The 23,105-nt window shown below is 26.5% G+C and carries 26 protein-coding genes and 1 pseudogene; 17 read left to right on the forward strand and 10 right to left on the reverse strand.

Annotated elements, in window-relative coordinates; all coding sequences use genetic code 11:
• Positions 1-37 precede the first annotated feature (37 nt).
• Positions 38-1,228 (reverse strand): DUF1002 domain-containing protein, encoded by a 1,191-nt coding sequence (locus tag IR151_RS02540; protein ID WP_227432866.1) that lies wholly within the window; start codon positions 1,226-1,228, stop codon positions 38-40.
• Positions 1,229-1,495: 267 nt separating this feature from the next.
• Between IR151_RS02540 and IR151_RS02545 the strand changes: the two genes are divergently transcribed.
• From IR151_RS02545 to IR151_RS02575, 7 genes are all read left to right on the forward strand, one after another.
• Positions 1,496-1,972, forward strand: coding sequence for a type I restriction enzyme HsdR N-terminal domain-containing protein (locus IR151_RS02545; protein ID WP_227432867.1), 477 nt, complete (start codon positions 1,496-1,498; stop codon positions 1,970-1,972).
• Between the two features lie 290 nt (positions 1,973-2,262).
• Positions 2,263-3,147 (forward strand): RNA polymerase sigma factor RpoD/SigA, encoded by an 885-nt coding sequence (locus IR151_RS02550; RefSeq protein ID WP_227432868.1) that lies wholly within the window; start codon positions 2,263-2,265, stop codon positions 3,145-3,147.
• Positions 3,148-3,843: 696 nt separating this feature from the next.
• Positions 3,844-5,388 carry a murein biosynthesis integral membrane protein MurJ gene (murJ, locus tag IR151_RS02555; RefSeq protein WP_227432869.1) on the forward strand — a complete coding sequence of 515 codons (1,545 nt, stop codon included), beginning with the start codon at positions 3,844-3,846 and terminating at the stop codon, positions 5,386-5,388.
• 35 nt (positions 5,389-5,423) lie between these two features.
• Complete coding sequence (gene deoC / locus IR151_RS02560; protein ID WP_227432870.1) at positions 5,424-6,083, forward strand: deoxyribose-phosphate aldolase; 660 nt, start codon at positions 5,424-5,426, stop codon at positions 6,081-6,083.
• A 187-nt stretch (positions 6,084-6,270) separates the two neighbouring features.
• The gene (locus IR151_RS02565; protein ID WP_227432872.1) at positions 6,271-6,639 is read left to right on the forward strand and encodes a GntR family transcriptional regulator; all 369 of its coding nucleotides are present in this window, start codon (positions 6,271-6,273) and stop codon (positions 6,637-6,639) included.
• Positions 6,640-6,642: 3 nt separating this feature from the next.
• Positions 6,643-7,518, forward strand: a complete 876-nt coding sequence (locus IR151_RS02570) for an ABC transporter ATP-binding protein (RefSeq protein ID WP_227432873.1) — start codon at positions 6,643-6,645, stop codon at positions 7,516-7,518.
• Complete coding sequence (locus tag IR151_RS02575) at positions 7,519-8,310, forward strand: ABC transporter permease (RefSeq protein WP_227432874.1); 792 nt, start codon at positions 7,519-7,521, stop codon at positions 8,308-8,310.
• A gap of 177 nt (positions 8,311-8,487) precedes the next feature.
• On the opposite strand, the gene IR151_RS02580 is transcribed toward IR151_RS02575, so the two are convergent.
• Positions 8,488-9,813 carry an MATE family efflux transporter gene (locus IR151_RS02580; protein WP_227432875.1) on the reverse strand — a complete coding sequence of 442 codons (1,326 nt, stop codon included), beginning with the start codon at positions 9,811-9,813 and terminating at the stop codon, positions 8,488-8,490.
• Positions 9,814-10,234: 421 nt separating this feature from the next.
• Between IR151_RS02580 and IR151_RS02585 the strand changes: the two genes are divergently transcribed.
• From IR151_RS02585 to IR151_RS02595, 3 genes and pseudogenes are all read left to right on the forward strand, one after another.
• Positions 10,235-10,819 (forward strand): TlpA family protein disulfide reductase, encoded by a 585-nt coding sequence (locus IR151_RS02585; RefSeq protein ID WP_227432876.1) that lies wholly within the window; start codon positions 10,235-10,237, stop codon positions 10,817-10,819.
• Complete coding sequence (locus IR151_RS02590; RefSeq protein WP_227432878.1) at positions 10,812-10,961, forward strand: CD1871A family CXXC motif-containing protein; 150 nt, start codon at positions 10,812-10,814, stop codon at positions 10,959-10,961. Before IR151_RS02585 ends, IR151_RS02590 begins: the two co-directional genes overlap by 8 nt.
• 10 nt (positions 10,962-10,971) lie before the next feature.
• Positions 10,972-11,823: pseudogene (locus IR151_RS02595) on the forward strand (4Fe-4S binding protein); the annotation flags it as partial.
• A gap of 917 nt (positions 11,824-12,740) precedes the next feature.
• Here the strand turns inward: IR151_RS02595 and IR151_RS02600 are convergent.
• From IR151_RS02600 to IR151_RS02615, 4 genes are all read right to left on the reverse strand, one after another.
• Positions 12,741-13,583, reverse strand: coding sequence for a creatininase family protein (locus IR151_RS02600; protein ID WP_227432879.1), 843 nt, complete (start codon positions 13,581-13,583; stop codon positions 12,741-12,743).
• 563 nt (positions 13,584-14,146) lie between these two features.
• Positions 14,147-14,794 carry a lactate utilization protein gene (locus IR151_RS02605; RefSeq protein ID WP_227432881.1) on the reverse strand — a complete coding sequence of 216 codons (648 nt, stop codon included), beginning with the start codon at positions 14,792-14,794 and terminating at the stop codon, positions 14,147-14,149.
• 445 nt (positions 14,795-15,239) lie between these two features.
• Positions 15,240-16,154: a DUF2935 domain-containing protein gene (locus tag IR151_RS02610; RefSeq protein WP_227432882.1), complete on the reverse strand. Its 915-nt coding sequence runs from the start codon at positions 16,152-16,154 to the stop codon at positions 15,240-15,242.
• A 233-nt stretch (positions 16,155-16,387) separates the two neighbouring features.
• Entirely contained in the window at positions 16,388-16,570 is a 183-nt protein-coding gene (locus IR151_RS02615; protein WP_227432883.1) for a hypothetical protein, read from the reverse strand.
• A gap of 421 nt (positions 16,571-16,991) precedes the next feature.
• Here IR151_RS02615 and IR151_RS02620 point away from each other — a divergent pair, with 421 nt between their 5' ends.
• The 6 genes from IR151_RS02620 to IR151_RS02645 all read left to right on the forward strand — a co-directional run bounded on the left by IR151_RS02620 (position 16,992) and on the right by IR151_RS02645 (position 20,669).
• The gene (locus IR151_RS02620; RefSeq protein WP_227432884.1) at positions 16,992-19,094 is read left to right on the forward strand and encodes a bifunctional diguanylate cyclase/phosphodiesterase; all 2,103 of its coding nucleotides are present in this window, start codon (positions 16,992-16,994) and stop codon (positions 19,092-19,094) included.
• Between the two features lie 234 nt (positions 19,095-19,328).
• Entirely contained in the window at positions 19,329-19,478 is a 150-nt protein-coding gene (locus tag IR151_RS02625; RefSeq protein ID WP_227432886.1) for a hypothetical protein, read from the forward strand.
• 502 nt (positions 19,479-19,980) lie between these two features.
• Positions 19,981-20,199: a hypothetical protein gene (locus IR151_RS02630; RefSeq protein ID WP_227432888.1), complete on the forward strand. Its 219-nt coding sequence runs from the start codon at positions 19,981-19,983 to the stop codon at positions 20,197-20,199.
• Between the two features lie 68 nt (positions 20,200-20,267).
• Positions 20,268-20,387 (forward strand): DUF2829 domain-containing protein, encoded by a 120-nt coding sequence (locus IR151_RS02635; RefSeq protein WP_227432890.1) that lies wholly within the window; start codon positions 20,268-20,270, stop codon positions 20,385-20,387.
• On the forward strand, positions 20,388-20,495 hold the full coding sequence (locus IR151_RS20340; RefSeq protein ID WP_227831156.1) for an MW1434 family type I TA system toxin: 108 nt from the start codon (positions 20,388-20,390) through the stop codon (positions 20,493-20,495).
• A 6-nt stretch (positions 20,496-20,501) separates the two neighbouring features.
• A complete protein-coding gene (locus tag IR151_RS02645) occupies positions 20,502-20,669 on the forward strand; it encodes a hypothetical protein (RefSeq protein WP_227432891.1) in 168 nt (55 codons plus the stop codon).
• A gap of 59 nt (positions 20,670-20,728) precedes the next feature.
• Here the strand turns inward: IR151_RS02645 and IR151_RS02650 are convergent, their stop codons facing one another.
• The 4 genes from IR151_RS02650 to IR151_RS02665 all read right to left on the reverse strand — a co-directional run bounded on the left by IR151_RS02650 (position 20,729) and on the right by IR151_RS02665 (position 22,345).
• Complete coding sequence (locus IR151_RS02650) at positions 20,729-21,046, reverse strand: hypothetical protein (RefSeq protein WP_227432892.1); 318 nt, start codon at positions 21,044-21,046, stop codon at positions 20,729-20,731.
• 378 nt (positions 21,047-21,424) lie between these two features.
• Positions 21,425-21,625 (reverse strand): hypothetical protein, encoded by a 201-nt coding sequence (locus tag IR151_RS02655; RefSeq protein WP_227432893.1) that lies wholly within the window; start codon positions 21,623-21,625, stop codon positions 21,425-21,427.
• 89 nt (positions 21,626-21,714) lie between these two features.
• Complete coding sequence (locus IR151_RS02660) at positions 21,715-22,128, reverse strand: hypothetical protein (protein WP_227432894.1); 414 nt, start codon at positions 22,126-22,128, stop codon at positions 21,715-21,717.
• Positions 22,112-22,345, reverse strand: coding sequence for a helix-turn-helix transcriptional regulator (locus IR151_RS02665; protein ID WP_227432895.1), 234 nt, complete (start codon positions 22,343-22,345; stop codon positions 22,112-22,114). The genes IR151_RS02660 and IR151_RS02665 overlap by 17 nt, the downstream gene beginning before the upstream one ends.
• 213 nt (positions 22,346-22,558) lie before the next feature.
• Between IR151_RS02665 and IR151_RS02670 the strand changes: the two genes are divergently transcribed.
• The gene (locus tag IR151_RS02670) at positions 22,559-22,732 is read left to right on the forward strand and encodes a BlaI/MecI/CopY family transcriptional regulator (RefSeq protein ID WP_227432897.1); all 174 of its coding nucleotides are present in this window, start codon (positions 22,559-22,561) and stop codon (positions 22,730-22,732) included.
• The last annotated feature ends 373 nt before the right edge of the window (positions 22,733-23,105 follow it).

A 23,105-nucleotide genomic window follows, 5' to 3' on the forward strand; every position in this document is an offset into this window, starting at 1 on the left:
ATTTCTATATTAGGCAATTCTTTTATTTACTTAATTTTTAAAATAAACCTGAAAGCCAATTCTTTATTTTTTCAAAGAAACCAACTGAGTCATTAGTATTGGATTGATTTTCAGAATTATTAGTTGTGTTATTTTCACTTGATTGAGTGTTATCATTATTCTCGCTATTATTTTCTGAGTTATCCGTATTATTAGAGTTAGTACTATCTTCTGAGTTATCTGTATTATTAGAGTTAGTATTATCTTGTGGATTTATTTGAACACCTTCTGTAGAGTTTATCACAGCATTTGAGCCAAGAGACTCATCATTAGTGTTATTTAAGATTCCCAAATCTTTTTTATCTCCTCCTGAGAATAAACCAGAGAACCAATCTCCTATTCCACTAAACCATCCACCTATAGTATCTAGTATTCCAGAACCTTTAACACTATCACCTAATTTTTTTAGTTGTTCATTTACATTGTCTGATACATTATCCAATGTATTTTTCATACTATTGTAATCATAATCTTGGTCAGCTATTTTTTTCATTACACCTTGAATTTGTTCTTTTTGTTCTGGTGTAATAGTAATATTGTAATTGTTTACAACATTATTTATCGTATTAGCTATTTGATTAGTATCCTTTGTACCATTTTTTACAATTTCTGTTTTGATATCATTCATCACACCAGTTGCTTTTTCTTGACCTATATCATCTCCTAAATCACCTGTAACCACTAACTCTTCAGAAGCAATTTCCTTTTTTGTTTCGTCAAGTTTTTTTCCTGATGCATCTTCAAATGCTTTCATAATTCCTGTCAATGCACCAGTACCACTTACAGGATATGGAGCAGCAGCAATAACATTTGCATTTTCAAGACCAGCTGTTGTAAGTGTTGAAGCAATCATTGAGCTAGTTACCCAAGTTAAATTTGCTGTTTTAACATTAATTCCATTGCCATTTGTTGTAGGCTCAACATAAGAGCAAGAAATAGTAACTTTACCAAGTTGGCTCTCTGTTGCAACACCTTGTAAATATTGTCTTTCTTCTGCATTTGTTACATCTAAAACTAAGACTTGGTCTTTTTTAACTCCAAAATAATTAAGCATTTGTTGTTTTTGAGATTCTGATAAGTTAGCTCCAAGTGTAACAACATTTGTTCCATCTGCATAAGCAAGGTTTAAACTTCCAAACACAAGCATAGTAGATATAATAATAGAGCTAATTTGTTTTTTAAACTTCATAATAATCCTCCTAGATTTAACATACATTACATTTTCAATATACATTTTTATCAATATACTGAATAAAAATATGTGCTACATTTCTATTATACTAAATATAAACTATTTTTTAAATCAATGCGATTACAAGTTTGTAATAAAAAAGGTAATATAAGGTAAATAATAAAAAAATAATTTTTATAAGAGATTGAAAAAACAATTAATGTAGTATACTATAATATAGAAATGATTATGATAATGTTATAGAATCGGAAGGAGAAAAAATAAATGTCAAAAGAATTAGTAAAAGACAGAGTAATAAAATATTTAATAGAAGATTTATTGGTACCTCAGGACATGATTGATACAAATGTTGAATTAGCAGAATTTGAAGAAGGTGCAGAGGGAACTTTAGATATTATTGTAAATGTTAAAGATGATGAGGATTATTACGCTCCAGTAATGATAGTGCAGTGTTTAGATGAAGATGTAGAATTAGAAGGGGAAGTTTTACAAAAACAAATAGAATTTTTAGAAGAAGTAGATAACATAACTATGTCAGGTAGATTGGTTTTAACTAATGGTGATGCTATGATGTATGCTGATTGGAGAGGCGAAGAATATGATACTGAGGCAGCACTTCCAACTTATGATATAATGGTAAAAGAGTTTAATGAGATGGAACAACAAGTTAAAGATTCAGAAGAAGAACATCATCATCACGATGAAAATTGTGGATGTGGATGCAATCATCATGAAAAGTAAATAACAAGCATATATATTAAAAAAGACTGTTTAATCAACAGTCTTTTTTTAGACATATATCAATCTAAAAACTTAGGATATAACAATATATAATAAAATAAATTATATATATAAGGAGGATATTAGGGTTAGAGGTAGAATAATATTATAGGTATAGTTTTTATAACTTTGTATACATAATATACAAAACAACTTATTTGAAGAAGGGGATATTATGTAGTTGTAGATTATGTAGTTTTAAATTATTTATTTTTGTTTTAGCAAATTCTATGAATAGAAGGGGTTTGATTATGGATACTAAAAAAGAAAATAATTATGAAAATTATATTTGTGTGGGTTCATCAAATGTATCAAATGCGATGAAAATGTATTTAAAGGAAATTGAGGAATACAAAATGTTGTCAGCAGGAGAAGAGGTAGAGCTGGCAAAGGAAATAATCAACTCATCTTCAGTAGCAAAGGAAAAGTTTATAAATTCAAATTATAGGTTGGTAGTGAGCATAGCAAAAAGATATAAAAGAGATAGTATTGATATGCTAGACTTAATTCAAGCGGGAAATATAGGACTCATAAAAGCAGTAGAGAAGTACGATTATAAAAAAGGATACAAATTTAGCACTTATGCTACATGGTGGATAAAACAAAGCATAACAAGATATATTGATGATTGCGAAAATACTATTAGAATACCTATACATCTTCACCAAAGAATAAATTTTGTAAAGAAAAAGAAACAAGAACTTTTAAATGTATTATTAAGAGAACCAACTGTAGATGAGATTGCAGATGCTTGTGGTCTTGAGGTTGAGAAAGTATTGGAATTATTAAAACGAGATAAAAATGTTGTATCTTTGGATACACCATTAAAAGAAGATGAAGATAGTAGTTTAGTTGAATTTATACCATCAGATGCTGATTTTAAAGATGTTGTAATGCATGAAGTGGAACAACATAATTTAAAAGAAAAAATAGAAGAATTGCTTACAGGTCTTGGAGAACAAGAACAGCAGGTTTTGAGAATGAGATTTGGCATTGATGATGATGACCCTAAGACATTAGAGCAAATTGGAAAGGTGTTTGGAGTTACTAGAGAAAGAATAAGACAAATAGAAGCTAAAGCAATAAGAAAATTAAGACATCCAAGTAAATTAAAACAATTAAAGCATTTTTATTAATATTTATAAAGCGAATATAAAAGAAAGTAGGAGAAAGATTCTCCTACTTTTGTTTTTTCTTTTGTTATACTTACACATAATCAATAATGGTTTTTCAATAGGAAAATATGAGATTAATAAAATAAAAATTACCTTTACATTACTTTAACTTGCAGAAAAGTTGAGTTTTTATTAGCTTATTGACGACTATTAATAATCATATTGATGTACTTTATTTAAAATGCACTTATATATTTCTGTTAAGTATTCTTCATTGAGGAGAATACTTTTTTGGATTTTCTTTAAATAAATAGTTATTTAGTAAAAGTGATTAAAATTTTTCAAAATAGATAAAATATGTTAAAATATAACTTAAAAATGATTATATATTTTCCTTATGTTGAGATTATTAAGTTATAAGAAATGAATAAAATGAAATTTAAAGATATTGCTAATATAAGTGTTTTGTTTTACCTAGATTAGAAAATAATAACTCCATTTCTGTGAATTCAATTAAATTTATTCTATTAGATTTAAATTGCGATTATAGAAAATGTTGTATAAATAAAAAACATAAAAAATAATGTTATTTATGATATATTAAAGAATAAACAACTACTATTATCTTCAGAAAATATAGGAATAATAGATTAAATTATATATAATAGGCTAGCTTTTACTGAACTAAAAGAAGTGTGTTAGAAGTGGAGTGATGAAATGAGCAAAGTGGCTAAAGCAACTTTTTATTTGATGATAGTTACTGTAATATCTAAGATTCTTGGCATGGGTAGAGAATTAGTTTTATCATCAATTTATGGAACAGGTTTGTATACAGAAAGTTATTTGACAGCTATGAATATACCAAATATTATATTTGCAGCAATAGGAACGGCTATAGTTACTACTTTTATACCAATGTATCAAGACATAAGTAGTAAACAAGGTGAAAAACAAGCAGTAAAATTTTTAAACAATGTCTTAAATATAATAGTTGGTATATGCATAATTGTAGCTATACTGGGTGTGATTTTTTCAAAACAACTTGTGAGTATATTTGCTATAGGATTTGAAGGCGAAAGATTTGAGCTTACTGTAAAATTTACTAAAGTACTTATAATGGGAATAATATTTATAGGTATTACTAGTGTTATGTCAGCATTTTTACAAATAAAAGAAAATTTTATCATAGTTGGATTTGGTAGTATCCCCTATAATATAGTAATAATTATTTCAATAATGATAAGTACCGTGTTTGGACCATATGTACTTCCAGTTGGTGCTGTAGTTGCTATGATAGTTCAGCTACTTTTTTACATGTTTTTTGTTAAAAAAACAGATTACAAATATTCATTTTACTTAGATTTTAAAGATGATAGTCTTATAAAATTGCTGGCATTACTTTCACCAGTGTTTATAGGTGTTGCTGTTAATCAAGTAAACTCATTAGTTGATACAACTTTAGCATCTACATTAGTTAAAGGTAGTATACCAGCACTTACTTATGCAGATAGGTTAAATGGTTTTGTTACAGGGACATTTACAGCCTCAATAGTGTCTGTTATGTACCCAATGCTGTCAAAATTAAGTGCAGAGAATAATCAAAAAAAATTTACTAGTTCAGTTAAATCTAGTGTCAATATGATAATAATTTCTATGATTCCTATTTCAGTTGGGTCTATTGTTTTTGCAAATCCAGTTGTTAGAATTATATTTGAAAGAGGAGCTTTTGATGCTAGAGCAACTCAAATGACAGCAACTGCTTTAGTTTTCTATGCAGTTGGAATGACTGCATTTGGACTTAGAGATATATTAGGTAAAGTTTTTTATTCATTACAAGATACAAAAACACCTATGGTAAATGGTATTATATCTGTTTGTGTAAATATAGTGCTAGATTTAATTTTAATAAAACCTATGGCTCATGGTGGTCTTGCTCTTGCAACTAGTTCATCATCAATTGCATGTATATTGTTACTTTTCATAAATTTAAGAAGGAAAGTAGGTTATTTTGGACAAGATAAGATAATAAAAGCAACCTTAAAATCATTAGTAGCATCAGTTATTATGGGAATTTTATCATATTTTACGTATAAATTTATATTTGGACTTTTAGGCGTAGGTACACTTAACGAGTTAGTATCATTAACCATTTCAGTAATAGTTGGAGGTGGAATTTATACATTACTAATGACCATTTTTAAAGTTGAAGAAGTTGATATGATATTAAATATTGCAAAAAGAAAGTTACACTTAAAAAACTAGTTTAACTATATTAATTATATATTTAGGAGGATTTTATGAAACACATATTAAAAACAGTAGACCATACTATTTTAAAGGCTACAACGACATGGGAAGATATTAAGATTTTATGTGATGAGGCTATAAACATGAATGTAGCATCAGTTTGTATACCACCATCATATGTAAAAAGAGCAGTAGAATATTTAAATAGTAAAATAAAGGTATGCACAGTAATAGGATTTCCCCTAGGATATCAAACTACTGCAACGAAGGTATTTGAAGCTGAAGATGCAATTAAAAATGGAGCAGATGAAGTTGATATGGTTGTAAATATTTCAGATATTAAAAATGGGGACTATGAGAAGATAGAAAATGAGATAAAAGAAATAAAAGCAATTATTGGAGATAAAATATTAAAAGTTATTATAGAAACATGTTATTTAGAGGAATATGAAAAAGTAAAGATGTGTGAGATAGTAACAGTGTCTGGTGCAGATTTTATAAAGACATCTACTGGAATGGGAACATGTGGAGCTACTTTAGAAGATATAAAGCTTATGAAAGAGCATGTTGGAGAAAATGTTAAGATAAAGGCTGCTGGAGGTGTTAAATCGATTTCTGATGCAGAAAAATTTATAGAGGCAGGTGCTGAAAGATTAGGTACTAGTTCAATATGTAAAATATTAAAAAATGAAGACATAACAGGTTATTAAAACTATTAATTAATGGATAAAACAATGACAACTAGATATTAGTTTAATTATAAATTTATAGAACAAAAGGCAGAGGGAAATTTCCCTCTGTTTTTTTTATTTAATCTTGACAGAGAAAACTTTATAATATATTATAGTCTTATAGTTAGTTACTTAAGTAATTAACTAACTTGAGAAGGAGGAACCTATGAAATTAATATTAAATAATGAAGAACCCATATTTATTCAGATAGCACGAGCAATTGAAGATGAAATACTATCAGATGGAATAAAAGAAGAAGAGCAGGTTCCATCAACAACTGAACTTTCAAAGCTTTATAAAATTAATCCTGCTACAGTCTTGAAAGGAATAAATACATTAGTTGATAAGAATATTTTATACAAGAAGAGAGGGATAGGAATGTTTGTATCAGAGGGGGCAAGAAGTATAATAAAAGAAGTTAGGAAAGAAAACTTTAAAAATAATTTTATAAAAAATCTACTTCAAGAAGCAGATAAATTAGAAATAAACAGAGAAGAATTAGTTGATATTATAATAAATTTTAAGGGGGAGTAATGTATGAGTAACTCTATTAGGATAAAAAATTTGTCTCATAGCTTCAAAAAACAAAAGATTTTTGATAATGTATCTCTGAATTTTGAAGAAAATAAAATATATGGTTTATTAGGAAAAAATGGTGCTGGGAAAACTACATTATTGAATATAATAGTAAATCAATTAATTCAAAGTGAAGGAGATATAGAAATTTCAGGAAAAAATATAAAAGAAGATTTAAAAGTATTGGAAGATATTTGTATTGTAAGAGAAAAAGAATTTTATAATTCAGACTTTAAGGTAGGTCAGATATTTGAGTTTTCTTCTAGCTTCTATAAAAATTATGATAAGGCATTAGAAGAAAAACTATGTAAATATTTTGATTTAAATATAAAGAAAAAGTATAGACAATTGTCTAGGGGAATGAAGACTATACTTTCAAATATAATAGGAATTTGTTCCAATTCAGCTATTACTATATTTGATGAACCAACAATTGGTCTAGATGCAGTAAACAGGCAAGAATTTTATAATGTAATCTTAGATAATTATATAAAAAATCCAAGAACGATAATAATATCAACTCATTTGATTGATGAAATAGATGATTTATTAGAGCATGTAATAATATTAAATGAAGGTAAGATTATTATAGATGAAGATATTGATACTATAAAACAAAAAGCTCATTATATTACTGGAAGCAGAGAAGAAGTAGAAAAATTAGAAGCAATAAGAAGTGTAAAGCCTAAAAAATCATTTGGAAATACAGTTGCCTATTTTTACTATGGTGACTTTAATAAAAACGATGAAAATATACTTAAAAATTCAAATATAGATGTAGGATATATAGGATTACAAGATATGTTTGTAAGTATGACTAAAAAGGAGGTTTTGTAATTGAATGAATTAAGACCATATATGAAATTTTTTAATAAAAATACAAAAACGTATATAATTTTATTTTTGGTAATAGGTGTTTTTTTAAATGTTTTACCACTTATTATTGTAAATTTTGCTAATTTACCTAAAGAAGACTTATCTTCATTTACAACTCCACTTTTAAACTATATAAGTATACTAATATTTGTATATGGAATATCTATAGTAAATAAAGATTTTTCAGGTGCTTTAAGTATAAGGGCAGATAGAAAGAATTGTATAAAAGCTATTATACTAACTTTAATTATTTTAGCCTTTGTTCTTTCTATTGTAAGTATAGTTTTGATATTTTTATCAAAGTTATCTATTGAGCTTATAACTGGTTATAAGGTAGATATGTTAGCTTTACTGAAACAAGATTTAATTTGGACCTCTATACCCATGATAATAAAATCATCAACAACAAATATGCCACTAGCTTATTTAAATTATTTTATAAATTTATGTATTAGTGAAATATGTATAGGTTTGATAGGCGCTTTATTGGGTGCTTTTACGTATAGGGTTAGAAAAGCTACAAGCTTTACCATATTAATAGGACTACCAATATTGATATTAATTTATGTAGTTAATTTTGCAATTAAACATATGCAAAAAATGATTACATATTTAGATAAAATTATTATTTTATTTGAAAATCCTTCTATTTTATTAGGGTTAAAAGTAGGAACTATATTTGTTTGTATAGCCTTAATAATATTACTACTTAGAAGAGCTCCAATTAAGGATTATGCAAATGATTTATTATAATTAAAATAGAAATTACCTTAAAAGTAGATTTAAATATTACTAGTAAAAAGCCCTTAAAAACCATTTGTTTTGGATTTTAAGGGCTTTAATTTCATTACAAATATGAAGTTTCTAAAGCGAAATTTGAATACAATTACTTTAAGCTAGCTTTATTAATTTTAACAAGTATATATTTTACTAATACTTATATTTACTCTTATATTTTTTTATAAACAATATAGATATAAATATAGTTATAATTTCAGCAAATGGAACAGTAAGCCATAATCCATTTAGATGCAATATAGGAGGAAGAATTACAATTCCTATAATTACAAAAACAAAGGCACGACTAAAAGATATAATAGCTGAAATTTTTCCGTTGTGAAATGCTGTGAAAAATCCTGATGCAAATATATTTATACCAACAAATAAAAAAGCAAAAGCAAATATTTTTAGACCTTGTAAAGCTAAACCAAATACCCCATTATCAGGATTTACAAAAACTCTAACAATAAGTGGTGCAAAAACTAAAGCTACAATAAAAACTAAAATAGAAGAAACAAATATAAATTTTAAAGAATGCTTAAATGTTTCTTTTAACTTATCACTATTTTCAGCACCAAAATTATAACTTATCAATGGTGATACTCCAGCAGCAAAACCTAGATAAACCGATGTCATCAAAAAGTGAGCATAAAGTACTATAGTAAGAGCTGCAAGTCCAGTTTCTCCTGCTAATCTTAAAGCAACTATATTAAATAAGAATGTTGTAATTCCTGTAGATAATTCTGTAACCATTTCAGAAGAACCATTTATCATTGTATCTCTTATAAGTCTAAAATCAGTTTTTGGTTTTTTTAATTTTAATGTAGACTTACTTGATAAGAAGTAGGCTATACCTAAAATACAAGTTAAAATGATACCTATAGCAGTTGCAACCGCAGCACCTAGAAGACCCATTCCAAAATATTTAATAAACACATAATCTAATATTATATTTGTTACACCTCCAATTACTGATAGAAATAAACTAAATTTAGAGTTTCCATCAGTTCTTGTAAAATATTCAAATATAAATTTTAAAATATAAAAAGGTGTACATAAAATCATAACCTTACCATAAGTTATACAATAAGGTAGTAGTTTATCTGTTGCTCCAAGTAAAATAGATATTTCTTTGACAAAAAAATACGAGATTATTGTGAATAAAATTCCAATAATCAATGAAAATAAAACTATAAAAGAAAATGTAGAATTGGCTTCATCTTGTCTATTTTCCCCCATACGTATAGAAACTATAGCTCCTCCACCAGTTGCCATCATTATTCCAAAACCACAAACAAGGTTGATTATGGGTAGTACAATATTTATACTAGCAAGAGCATCTGAGCCAACTAATGTTGACACAAATATACCATCTACTATTGTGTATAAAGATATAAATACCATGGATATAATTGCAGGAGAAACAAATTTCAGAAATTCAAAAGTAGTGAATTTTCTTGTAAATAAATTTTCCATAAATTTTACCTCCTTTTATTACTCTCTATATATAATAAGGTATATAGTAACTATATAGTCAAGAAAAACTTTGCTAATACTATAAATGGCTTTAAATCAATAATAACTTATGTTTCGTATAATTTATAGAATAGCGATTAATGAACTTTTATTGAAAGAATAATTATACTCTATTGAAAAAGATAATTATATCTTAAGAAAATCTTTAGAAATATAGGTATATAATCTTAAGTTTTACAGCTTATCATATATATAAGATTTTGTTTGATAAGAAGTATATTTTAGTAACTATATATATTCAATATAGTTTTCCTTAGGTTGGCTATTATTTATTAAATGTAATAACTATAGTATAGAGAATAGGTTACTTTTATTTCAATCAACAATTTTATATATTATATAGATATTAGGAGTGTGAAGTATGAAAAGGTTTTTTGTATTAGTTTTGGGATGTGTTTTTGTTTTAGGTATACTTTCTGGTTGTAGTAAAAAAGAGTCTAAGCCTATAGACACAAGCGAAAAGAATAGTGAATGGTTTTTTAATCTAGAAACAAAAGATGTAGATGGAAATAAGGTAACAAAGGAGGTGTTTTCAAGTAAAGACCTTACTCTTATTAATGTTTGGACTACCTGGTGTGGTCCATGTGTAGGTGAGATGCCAGAACTTGAAGCTTTATCAAAAGAATATGCAAGTAATAATTCAAATGTAGCTATAAAGGGATTAGTTGTAGAAGTGGATGGAGCTGATATGAAAACTGGTCTTTCTGATGAAGAGAGAGACTTAGTTAAAGATATTATGAAAAAATCAAATGCTACCTATCAACAATTAACAGTATCTGAAGGTTTGAAAAAGACTGATTTTAAAAGAATTATAGAGTTTCCAACAACTTATTTTGTAGACAAGAACGGGAAATTTGTAGGTGACAAAGTTGCAGGTGCAAATAGCAAAGAAGAATGGAAAAAAATTATAGATGAAAGATTAAAGATGGTAAAAAGTAATGAGTAACTTTATTAAAGAAAATAAAAAAGGTATTTCTATTATTGTAATTGGTATTTCATTTATTGTATTGGGCATATATCGTGGAGAAGCAAATATAGTATTAACTAAAGCAATTATGATTTGCCTTGAATGTATTGGTATTGGTTAGGAGAGCAATCATGAAGTTATTATCAAAAATAAACAATAATATAAGAATTATTACTCAGATTGCATTTACAGCATTAACAAATGGATATATAAATGGTTTTTTGCAAGGGACTATTTATGGTGGAGAAAGTAAAAACTTGTGTGTACCTGGATTAAATTGCTATTCTTGTCCAGGGGCACTAGGTGCATGTCCAATAGGTTCACTACAAGCCGTTTTATCAAGTAGGGATTATAAATTTTCATTTTATGTTGTAGGATTTTTAATGGCATTTGGAGCTTTTTTTGGACGCTTTGTTTGTGGATGGCTTTGTCCTTTTGGACTTATTCAAGATTTATTATATAAAATACCATTTCCATTAAAAGTAAAAAAAGTTTATGGTGACAAATATTTAAAATATCTAAAATACATAGTTTTAATAGTTTTTGTAATTATTTTACCAATTACTATTGTAAATGTAGCAGGTGGTGGTAATCCTTGGTTTTGCAAGTGGATTTGTCCATCAGGTACATTATTAGGTGGGGTACCTCTTATTTTAGAAAATGAAAGTTTAAAAGAATCCATAGGATTCTTATTTAGCTGGAAATTAAGTATTTTGATATTGATTTTATTAGTGTCAATAATGATTTATAGACCATTTTGTAGGTACTTATGTCCTTTAGGTGCAATTTATAGTTTCTTTAATCCTATTTCAATATATAGATTTAAAATTGATAAAGATAAATGTACAAATTGTACAGTATGTCAGTCAAAATGTAAGCTTGATATTCCAATATATGAAGATGTAAATAGTTTAGAATGTATTAGATGTGGTGATTGTATAAAAGTGTGCCCTCAAAATGCAATTACTGCAACTTTTTCAAAAAATATAAAGAATAAATCAATATTTAAAAAAAATGTAAGGGGAAATAATTTAATGAAGAAGATTACTATATGTATTATGATGTTTGCAATCTCAGTATTAGTATTAACTGGGTGTAATAATGACAATAAAATAAAAAGTGAAGTAGATAATATGTTTAATGCAATAAAGACTCAAGATTCTGATAAAGTAGATAAATATTTTCCAGAATCAGGGTTAGGTAGTTTTATCTATAGTGACAAAGAAGGATTTAAAATGTATTCTAAAAATATGTCTTGGAAAATCGAAAATATAAAGAAAAAAGACGATAAAGTTATTGTAGATTTAAAAATTAATAATACAGATATGGTTTCTATATTAAAAAAGAATCCTCCTAAATTAGGAGAAATGATGCCTAATCCAACTATGGAGGACATTGATTCTGCAAATAAAAAAGAGTTTACAATTGCTTTAGAAGTCGTTAAGTCTGGGGAAAATTATATATGTAAAGCTAGCCCTGAATTTGCAATGAAACTTTTAAATGTAATTACTGGAGGAGGTACAGATTATCTAGCTGAGTATAATAAAGATTATTTTAAAAAACTTGATGGAGAATAAAAAAACTAAATTTATAGATAAAACATACTCAATAATTTATTAAAATTATGGTCAATATGTAGAAGTTTATTATGTAAAAGTTGTTTCTTATAGAAATAAAGATGCTAATAAAGAACATAATTGGCAATATAAATATTTGCTTGAATTATATAAAAATAATTAAATATGTAACATAAATAGTATAATAAAAGTGGCACTTAATTATAAGTGCCACTTTTATTATACTATTTATGTTATTTATAAGAGTTTATGTAGGTATTTTTTATAGGTTATAAATAGATTATATTGATTTGAAAAATTAAGTATTATAGTAATTATAAGTTTTAAATTTTAAGTTTTAAGTTTGGGACATGATATAAAGGATGATTCATATATTTTTCATAATTAGAACGAAGAATAAAATTATGTGTAGCTATGTATATTTGTTCTCCAATGTCATTGTTTAGTTCAACTCCCAATTCTTCACTTGCCTCTTTAGGAAATCCAATATGACCTTCATTTTTAATTGTATTGATAACTTTTTGGATGTTCATCATTTCGTTATCTTGAATAGATATATCAGGGCGTTCTTGGTAATTATCATTTACTAATTCTGGATAGAGTGATAACATATTAGATGTTTCAATCCAGCCTGCGTGAAAATCATTTGGAAATAATTTGATTTTTTCTTTAATAGAATTAGAAAATTTTCTTAAGATTCCCTTTTGTTCGCAATTAAAAATTGAACCCATAGGTGCAATGGAAATTATGCCATATTCTTTGTTGATTGATTCACAGGCTTGTTCTATAGCAATTGTATGTAGTGGGTCAGCATGAGCAGATATAACAACGATATTTTTAACACCCCATTTGACTATGTTCTTTAATGTACTATAAATTATTTTGTAAATTAATTCACGGCTAATATGAATATTACCTGGGAAAGTTCCCATATCTGCAAAGCCCAAAGGTATTATAGGCAGTTTTCCATAACAATAGCTAGGTAAAATTGAGTCTAGTTTATTAATTGCAAGGTTAATCCATTCATCTGTTTCATAAATATCCACACCTATTGGTAAATGTCTACCATGTTCCTCAATTGGAGCTATACCAACAAATACTACTAGTTTTTCTTTGTCTAAATTCAAAATATCTTCCCATGAAAGAGTAAGTAAGTTATAATTCATAGCCTTGAACCTCCTGAAAATTTATTTTAGTAGTGATATTATTTTCTATATACATAATAATTAACACTAATATGTATATATAGTACTTTATATAAATAGTAATATATATACATATTAGTGTCAAGAAAGAAATAACTCTGATTTTAAAAACAACGACGATTCTTTTAATAATTGTTAAGTGAAAAAGTTAATGCTTATAAATTTATTACAATATTTTTTAGACTAAATATAAAGAGCAAGTATAGTACTATTAAAAAATAGAAGATATTTATTCAAAAAACACCAATCGGAAATTAAAACAAAAAACTTTATGGTATTTATGAAAACTTTATTAGAAATACAATTTAAATTATATATTATAGAAGTTTAAATAATAAAAGTAGTAGATATTTTGATTTCTAAGGGAAATAGTATTTAAGAAAATTGGAATATAGAAATTTGAGGACAAGGTAAAAGTGATAGAGAGAAAATTTTATATAGAATTTTCTCTCTATCACTTATGTAGGTAAACTATGTAACATTATTTTATTATTTATGTAATTATTTTTGTTTACAGATGTATTTTATAGACCAAGATTTTCTCCAACTAATATTACTTTTATCTTATTTGCTGGACGACTGATTCTTGTAGTTACCATATATGCACAAATACTTTCAGGACTTGTGCAATCTATACAACTACCATTAATATAGCAAGGAGTATTAACATCTTGAAAACGCTGTACAACTGCTGGTGCAGCAATTGTTCTAGTTCTTTGTATTGCATCACCAATATTTTTTACAATCTTATTCATGCCAGCAACAACTATAACATTTTTTGGTCCAAAAATCATTGCAGCTACACGATTTCCATTCCCATCAATATTAAAAAGCTGACCATCTTCACTAATAGCATTACTACTCATTAAAAAAGTATCACATAGAAGTGCTTGACGCATAATTTCTGTTCTTTCTTCTGGACTTTTTGCCAAATCCCTATCAATAACTTTATATCCTTTATTTTTAACAGCAATTTGTACACCCATTTCCTTAAGAGTTTCAGAACCTCCCCATGAGACTGTATGATTTTGAGGAATTAAATCTAAAATTTGTTGTAAAGCATCGTTTTTAGTTTTACAGTAATAAGCATCAAAATAGCGTTTTTTAAGAGCTGTAACGATGTTTGGACCTAACTTATCGTAACGTTTTTCTAATGGTGTTTGTCTTATCATACTAAAATCACTCCTGTATTTAAATTTTAAAGTTGTAACTATTATGCTAATTAAATTTACCTACTAGATAATTGCATAAATAAAGATAAAGAAAAGATTATACAAAATAAGCTTACATAAAACCAATTTTATTATTAACTTTTCCTAAAATTATGAAAATAGTTACAATATAGTTATAACACAAATAAGTTTTTATTATAAGATGTATATTATTAATTTTTAGTAAATAATCAAGTGGAAAAATAGTTCTGTTAAGAGTTCTTATTTTTAAAACTACTATATAAGAATGTTGTAAATTGTAGTTGATTATATGATTTTTTCACAAATATTTATTATAAATAAATGACTTAAGTTCTGTTGAATAATAAAAAAGTAAAGAAACAGTTTAAATGCATCTTTACTTTAATTAATTTTATGTTATATAAATTTGTTTAGAGTTTTTTAATTACATATTTTTGTAGTTTTCCAATATTCTGATATAATGATTGGCTTCTCTTAACACATGGTCTGCTAAAAGTGGCAATATTATAGATTTTATTTTACATTCTTCTATTCCAGATACTCCAGCCTCTTTAAAATCTTTGAATTCAACTGTTTCATCTAGAGTTTTATCTGTCATACTATTTATAGTAGCATCATTCATTTTATTTGCTTCTTCTATTAATTCCTTAAATTTTGCAGCAAATTCGTTTGAAGTATTGATTAGTTCATTTTCAGATGGGTCAAGTAATCCTCTCATAAACAATGCATGCTCCATCATAATTTGGTCCCAAAATAATTCTATCTCTTTAAAATCTTTTGAATCAATATCTATTTTATTTTCTAGGTCAATTACATAGGAACGATATAAGTTAGCTTCATGTATTATATGTTCAATAAGTAGAGGGTAATTTGAGGTAAATAGATTGCATGATAGCACTCCATCTAGAACTCTTTCTTTTAGATTAATAAGTCCATCAAGTAACTTTAGTGAATCTGAGTTAAGCTGAGCTACATAATTTACTAAATCTTGGCTAACCTGTGGATTTACACCACTTTGTAAATTTAATTCTCTTGTGGTTATGTTTTGATTTATTTCTATTCCTGTAAATTCCTCTGTCTTTTTTTCTGCATTCAATGTATGACTAGTGACAATTTCTTCTGAATATAATATATCAGGTCTAATTACACCATTGCTAGCACTAACAGCATATGATAATAATTCCTCAAATTGCTTTTTATAGTGGTCAGCTTCTAGAGCAAGATTGTAATCCTTAGGTGTGAATCCTGCTTCCAAAAAAAGAGAATGCTCTTTCATGATTCTTGAAAAAAATAAGTGTAATTCAAGTGATAAAATAACATATTTTTGATTATCTATCATAACTTCCTCCCTTTAAAAATTATCTTGTTTATAATACTTTATTCTTAAGATTTGATTTTATGTATATTAGAAATAAATTAATTAAATTCTCTTGTTACTAGTTTTAAGATTTATTATTAGATTTTAGTTTTGAATACATAACTTTTGGATAAAACTATTAAAGCTAAAATACATAAAAGTAGGCAAGAAGAATCTTATATAAAATTCTTTTTGCCTACTTAATATACTTGACTTTATGCCAAACCACACTCACATAATAAAATCATTATTCTATGGAGACATGACTCCACAGTATCTTCGCCATATTTTTTAATAAAATCATCGATTTGAGTTTCTATAAATGAATAGTATTCTTTTAAATTAGCAATATATGCAGTCATTATATGGACACATTCATCAATTTTATCTTTAAACACAACCAATCCCCCTAAAAAACGAAAAATTAAAATATTCAGTAAATAGCATGTATTATTTCATTTGATAACCTATATAGTATGATATATTGGCTAGAAAAATTTTACAAGTGGGTATGCAAAACTGGTTGTTATAATTGCAAAACTGGATAGCTGTTTTGTTATATGTTCATGAATAAGAAACCAAGTAAGATATTGGGCAAATCCATTATCAAATAGATTTTTTATATATCATTTAAATTGGTAAATAGGATATTGATGTATTTTTTTTTATCAACTATAATTTAGAATATGAAGTGATAAATTTCTCCAGTAAATTAAGCTATTTAATGTGTATATATAAATGATTAAGCAATCCTCTGTAATAAAAAATAATTTTGGAAATGTTGTTATAAGTAATAGTAACAATGAAGGAGGCATGTATATGAACAGACATAACATTGAAATTATATTAAATCAGATAAAGACTAATATATATATTACAGATATTCATACTAATAAAATTATTTTTATGAATGAAAATATGAAAGAAGAATACAGTATTTTAGTTCCAGAAGGAAAAGTCTGTTGGGAAGTATTATATCCCGAAAAAAATATTCCTTGCAGTTGTTGTAAGATTTCAGAATTACTGGCGAGCAATAAAAAAGGAGTATCAATAAAATGGTATGAAAAATGTAATAAGTTAAATAGAGTTTTTGAGAATTATGATAGTTTAATTACATGGTATGATGGGACAACTGTTCATATACATCAATCTATAGATATTACAAACTCTATAGATTTAAACAAACAACTTAAGATTGATGAGTTTTGTCACGCATCAGATAACGATGAAAAAAAAGAGAACTTTGAGTATTTAAATATATCAAGAGATAAATTTGATTATGATTCCACTTTACTTTATGATGCTCTTATTAGAGGTACAGATGAATATATATATATATGTAACTTCAAAACAGGAGTATTTCGATATTCACCATCACAAGTTGAATTATTTGATTTACCAGGAGAAATTGTGGAAAATCCACTTGAATATTGGAAAAAAATTGTACATCCAGAGGACTGGAATCGTTTTTATAAGTCAAATATGGAAATAGGTAAAGATTATATGGATTATCATACAGTTGAATTTAGAGCTAAAAATCGTAGTGGAGAATATATATGGTTAAAGTGTAAAGGCCAATTAATGCGTGATGAATTTGGAGAGCCAAGTATTTTTGCAGGAATTATGACGCAGTTAGGTAAACAAAATAAGATTGACCCATTAACACAGTTATTGAACTACTATGAGTTTATGAGTGTATTTGAAGAAAAACTTTCAAATCCCATGATTGAAAAATTATGCATAATGCTACTAAATATTGATGACTTTAAGAATGTTAATGAGATGTATGATAGAGCCTTTGGAGATAACATAATAAAAACTTTAGCACAATCTATAAAATCTATTTTGCCAGGTAATGCTGAACTTTATAAACTTGATGGTGATGAAATGGGAATTCTTGTTGATAATGTTGAAGAAAATGACATTCGAATTCTATATGAACAAATACAGAATTTGATTATACATCTTCACTTGTGGAGAAAATATGGATTAAATATAACAATTTCTACTGGATGTGCTATATATCCAAAGCATGGAGATACAGTAAAAGAACTTTATAAATATGCTAGCTATTCTTTACAGTATGCTAAAGAACATGGAAAGAATAAACTTGTTTTTTTCTCTGAAAAAATCTTGAAAAATAAAATGCATTCATTGGAAATGATGTGGGAGTTGAAAGCATCAATTAATGATAATTTTCGAGGATTTAGTCTTAGATTTCAGCCACAAGTAGACACGCAAAGTCATAAAATAATAGGTGTAGAAGCACTTTTAAGATGGACTAACCAAAAAGGTGAAGCAATTTCTCCTTTAGAATTTATTCCAATTTTGGAAGAAAATGACATGATAAATGATGTGGGAGCATGGGTACTTCGAATGGCATTACGTACTTGTAGTGATTGGATTGATTATAATCCTCTTTTTACAGTAAGCGTAAATATTTCAGCTGTACAAATATTAGAGGAGACGTTTATTGAGGATGTAATTAAAATTATATCTGAGGAAAGTTTTCCTTATCAAAATCTTGTATTAGAGTTGACAGAAAGTCATACAGTACAAAATATGAGTATTTTACAAGATAAGTTTGAAATTCTACAATGTTTAGGAATTCGTATTGCTATGGATGATTTTGGTACAGGGTACTCTTCTTTAGAGATTTTAAAATTTTCTCCAATAGATATAGTTAAAATTGATAGAGTATTTGTCAAAGACATATTAAAAAGTAAGTTTGATGCTACATTCATACGATTTATTGTTGCAATTTGTCATGATGTAGGCATAAGAGTGTGTTTAGAAGGAGTAGAAACACAGGAGGAGTATGATTTAGTTAAGCAAATGAAACCAGATTACATACAGGGATATTTTTTTGGAAAGCCGCAAACAGCAAGAGAAATTTTAGCTATTTTAAAATTAGATATCTAATACTAATCAAATTTTCAATTTCACATTTACTTATATAATCTAGCAAGTAAATATATTTTAATTTTAACTGACATTTAACCTTAGATAAAAATAAAGAAAAAGTAAAATATAGGTAGATTATGTAAATATATATGCTATAATAGGGTTAACAAGAAGAAGCAGTCTACAATCTAAAGAGTGAGGTTCATGCGTAAAGAATATCCTCCCAACGTTAAGAAGGGAGGTGAATTGTGCATGGATATTTTTTTACGAGGTGTACTAGAACGTTTAGTTGCCAGTTTTATAGTTAACAAACTATTTGGAAAATGTAAAAAACCACTCGAAGCGGCAACTAAGAGTGGTTGGGAATTTGATTTAAAAATCACATTCCGTAAAAATGAGTAATTTTAAATTACGAACTCCACTCTACTGACAATAGATTGTAGTTCTTCTTGTTTTTTATTATACCACAAATTGATACAATTATTCAAAAAAAATATTTATATAATATGATTGATGATGCTAGTTCAATTCTAATTGTGTTCAAAATCTATTAATACACTATATTAAGTATTTGAATTGAGATTAAAATCTCATACAATTTTGTATCTTAGTTCAAAGTCTAAAAATCGGGTGGGACTTGGTAACTTCACTCATTATACAGGTACTGGTGATTAATCTAGGTTCGATTCATAGAACTTGAGACATAATATGTAATTCCACCTTAAAAAGACTAAGTTTGGGTAAGTTTAGTCTTTTTAAATTCTAAAATTCTTCTAATGCAGTTCATATTCAGTACACAAACTTTTGGTAATATATAAGTAAATCAAAGAGTGTATAGACACTAAATGAATTCAAATATACATACTTGTACATAAAATATATGATAATTTTGGGAGGTATAAACATGAAATGTCCTAACTGTGCTAGTGAGAAAATTCAAAAAAATATTAAATGGGGAGGAAAAGGAAATGCTGGTAATGTTGGACTAAGATATAGTTTACTAGGAGTAGCAACCGTATATTCTGATTTATGTTTGGATTGTGGTGAAATAGTTAGAACATACATAATGGAAAATACTGATGAGGATTGGCAGATAAAGAGAATAAAGAATATAAAAAAATAGAATAAGTTAAAAGGCTATCTTTGTAGATGGTCTTTTTTTATATAATAAATTGAAAAGGAGAATGAATTATGAAATTTGAAGAAGTATTACCACTAATAAAAAATGAAGAAAAAGCATTTAGATTATATTTGAATGGGAAAGGAATGTACATGCAAATGGATAAAGGCAGAAATTATGAGTTTTCATAAATTTATCCATTCTTTGTAATAAAAAACACATTAAATTCTTTTAATACATGGGTTCCAAGTGTAAGTGATATATTTGCAGAGGATTGGGAAGTAATAAGAGGAGAATGATAAGGGATGGATAGGAGGTTAATAAATGATAAGAGTTTTTATCCAAATAATATTTATCCAGCAATAGACTTTCTCAAGATAAAAAGACAGTTAAAATCAATATACGTTTATGAGATTGAACAGTTATTCAAGTCTCAAGTTGAAAATTTTAGTATATCAAAACTTAAGAATTGATGCTTAAGAAGGTAGCAACTGGAAATAGTTGTTACCTTCTTTTTTATTAAATTTAAATTTTATAAAACAATATATCTTTTCCTAATTAAATAATAGGATATTATTGTTATGATAGACACTAATATTACTGATATTATTGCAGTATCAAGTCTTCTTGTTAATAAACCCATGATTATATATTCTAAACCTATTAAATAGTGATAAAATATTTCTAGTTTAGTAGCTTTTTCTCTATCTATATTCCCATATTTTAATTCTAATTTATCTAAATATTTTTTCTTACAATAATTAGTTTTACCCTTGATTAAATATCCTACAGTAACTACTATTGTAAATGTTACTCCATAACTTAAAAATATAATGTTCCAAGAATTCATAGTAGAGATACCTCCATTTAGATTTATTTTCTTAATCAAAGTATATCAGTAGTATAAACATAAAGAGTGTCTAAAAAATTACAAATATTAACAAAGGGAATAAAATTATAGTAAAAGTTTTAATAATAAAACGAACAAAAACTATCATACTAAAACATAAGACATGTTATAATTGTATTACAAAGTTTCATTAATTACACTAAAAGCACTTCTGCAAAAGAGTGCTTATTTTTTGGGAATTCATTAATATATATGAACTATTAAGAACATTACTCAACACACTTTAAAATTGATTTAAATAGGTCTTTTTAACAACCTAAATCATATGATATAATAAAAAAATAGAAGTGTACTGCCAATACACTTCTATAGTTATAACTAAGCATTCTCATGTCGGGGAGTGCTTTTTTCATTTTTCCAAACAATATTATTTACTTCATCAATAATTATCAAATCAATCTCATTTTCTTCTAATATTTCTGTTGCAGTAAAAATTAGATTATCTAAGTCAAAACTTCGAGTTATTTCTAGTTGATTGTTGTTTAGAGTTCTTTTTAGTATGTAAGTCTTAAAACACACTTATATCACCTCTCATATTTATAAAAAAATTAAACATATATTAGCCTCTAAAATAGTTACATTAACTTGTGTTTTTAATAAACTTGTATTTACTCTTTTTTATCTAAAAGTATATTTATGAGCAAATATGCAACAAATAAAAAAATCTCAATGACACATAGTGTTATAGCTATAACTAGAAGTGATTGATTTTTCCATGCACTATAAGCTATGATGAAAAGAAATGTAAAAGCGCATAATGTATAATTCATAATTTTAACTAATATATGACTTGTTTTCATTGTTAAGTATAAGTCTCTTTCATCTGCATTATCTTGTAATTCTTCAACAATGCCTTTTTTTGAAAAAGCATTGTAAAAATTAAAGATTGCTATTGTAATTAAAAGGAATGATGAAATTAGGAATCTTTGTTCTTTTAAAATGCAGTAAATAACTATGCTAGCACAGCATAACATAGAAGCTATAACAGCTACTATAAAACCTCGTCTATTCTTTACCTTCATGTTTTTTGTCCTCCATTTCTTTATTTTCTTTTAAACAACATAGTTCTTCAATAGTTATACCAAACACTTGTGCCATACGATAAGCAAGCATAAGAGAAGGACTATATTGCTCTTTTTCAATAGAAATAATTGTTCTGTTTGATACATGGACTAAATCAGCAAGTTGTTGCTGTGTTAAACTCATATTTGTTCGAAATTCTCGCACTTTTGTTTTCATTCCATACCCTCTCTCTATATGAAGCTAACTTCATGTGAAGTTAGCTTCATAATATCCTAAAAAGAGTAAAATGTCAATTTTTTTTAGAGAAAAGATAAAAATAAACTAAAAAAGTAGAATATATTGTAAATTTTACCTGTAGTTTTTGTATTAAAAAGTTCCTACTATTAGTTTAAGTTAAATTTTATGTTATATAGAAAGAAGGAATATATTATGCTAAATAAAAAATTACCAGATGCAGAATTAAAACTCATGAAATTTATTTGGAATTTGGGATACAAAACTGTAATATCAAAAGATGTTGCAGATGAAATGGATGAAAACTATGGGTGGAAACATACAACTACAATTACAATCTTAGCAAGATTAACTAAAAAGGTTTTTTAATATCTCAGAGAATTAGAAGACATGTACACTATACAGTATTAGTGAAAGAAAAAGAATATTTGAAATTAGAAAGAAAAAGAATTTTTTGAGGTTTACATAACAATCCTTTATCAGAACTAATTTCAAAGCTACATAAAGAGGAAATAACAGAAGACAAAATAACAGAAATATGAGAATGGATAAAAACTTGGAAAGATGAAGATTAATAGAGTAAAAGGTAGCTACTAATATAAGTGCTACCTTTTTATTGATATGGATAAAATATGGAAAAGTTATATAAAATTGTGGGTAAAATATTTTACTGATATCTAACTGACATTTGACCTTTAAAATTAAAAAAATATTGATTTTATTAAATAATAACTACTTGATT

The sequence above is a fragment of the Clostridioides sp. ES-S-0006-03 genome (assembly GCF_020662275.1).
Lineage (GTDB): Bacteria > Bacillota > Clostridia > Peptostreptococcales > Peptostreptococcaceae > Clostridioides.

Bases quoted from the DNA above. Each gene is read 5' to 3' on its own strand.
- IR151_RS02605 (WP_227432881.1), bottom strand. From the start codon at position 14,794: ATGATAAGACAAACACCATTAGAAAAACGTTACGATAAGTTAGGTCCA.
- IR151_RS02645 (WP_227432891.1), top strand. From the start codon at position 20,502: ATGGATAGGAGGTTAATAAATGATAAGAGTTTTTATCCAAATAATATT.
- IR151_RS02545 (WP_227432867.1), top strand. From the start codon at position 1,496: ATGTCAAAAGAATTAGTAAAAGACAGAGTAATAAAATATTTAATAGAA.
- IR151_RS02590 (WP_227432878.1), top strand. From the start codon at position 10,812: ATGAGTAACTTTATTAAAGAAAATAAAAAAGGTATTTCTATTATTGTA.
- IR151_RS02625 (WP_227432886.1), top strand. From the start codon at position 19,329: ATGGATATTTTTTTACGAGGTGTACTAGAACGTTTAGTTGCCAGTTTT.
- IR151_RS02660 (WP_227432894.1), bottom strand. From the start codon at position 22,128: ATGAAGGTAAAGAATAGACGAGGTTTTATAGTAGCTGTTATAGCTTCT.
- IR151_RS02540 (WP_227432866.1), bottom strand. From the start codon at position 1,228: ATGAAGTTTAAAAAACAAATTAGCTCTATTATTATATCTACTATGCTT.
- deoC (WP_227432870.1), top strand. From the start codon at position 5,424: ATGAAACACATATTAAAAACAGTAGACCATACTATTTTAAAGGCTACA.
- IR151_RS02665 (WP_227432895.1), bottom strand. From the start codon at position 22,345: ATGAAAACAAAAGTGCGAGAATTTCGAACAAATATGAGTTTAACACAG.
- IR151_RS02600 (WP_227432879.1), bottom strand. From the start codon at position 13,583: ATGAATTATAACTTACTTACTCTTTCATGGGAAGATATTTTGAATTTA.
- IR151_RS02650 (WP_227432892.1), bottom strand. From the start codon at position 21,046: ATGAATTCTTGGAACATTATATTTTTAAGTTATGGAGTAACATTTACA.
- IR151_RS02570 (WP_227432873.1), top strand. From the start codon at position 6,643: ATGAGTAACTCTATTAGGATAAAAAATTTGTCTCATAGCTTCAAAAAA.
- murJ (WP_227432869.1), top strand. From the start codon at position 3,844: ATGAGCAAAGTGGCTAAAGCAACTTTTTATTTGATGATAGTTACTGTA.
- IR151_RS02630 (WP_227432888.1), top strand. From the start codon at position 19,981: ATGAAATGTCCTAACTGTGCTAGTGAGAAAATTCAAAAAAATATTAAA.
- IR151_RS02585 (WP_227432876.1), top strand. From the start codon at position 10,235: ATGAAAAGGTTTTTTGTATTAGTTTTGGGATGTGTTTTTGTTTTAGGT.
- IR151_RS02580 (WP_227432875.1), bottom strand. From the start codon at position 9,813: ATGGAAAATTTATTTACAAGAAAATTCACTACTTTTGAATTTCTGAAA.
- IR151_RS02620 (WP_227432884.1), top strand. From the start codon at position 16,992: ATGAACAGACATAACATTGAAATTATATTAAATCAGATAAAGACTAAT.
- IR151_RS02610 (WP_227432882.1), bottom strand. From the start codon at position 16,154: ATGATAGATAATCAAAAATATGTTATTTTATCACTTGAATTACACTTA.
- IR151_RS02635 (WP_227432890.1), top strand. From the start codon at position 20,268: ATGAAATTTGAAGAAGTATTACCACTAATAAAAAATGAAGAAAAAGCA.
- IR151_RS02550 (WP_227432868.1), top strand. From the start codon at position 2,263: ATGGATACTAAAAAAGAAAATAATTATGAAAATTATATTTGTGTGGGT.
- IR151_RS02670 (WP_227432897.1), top strand. From the start codon at position 22,559: ATGCTAAATAAAAAATTACCAGATGCAGAATTAAAACTCATGAAATTT.
- IR151_RS02565 (WP_227432872.1), top strand. From the start codon at position 6,271: ATGAAATTAATATTAAATAATGAAGAACCCATATTTATTCAGATAGCA.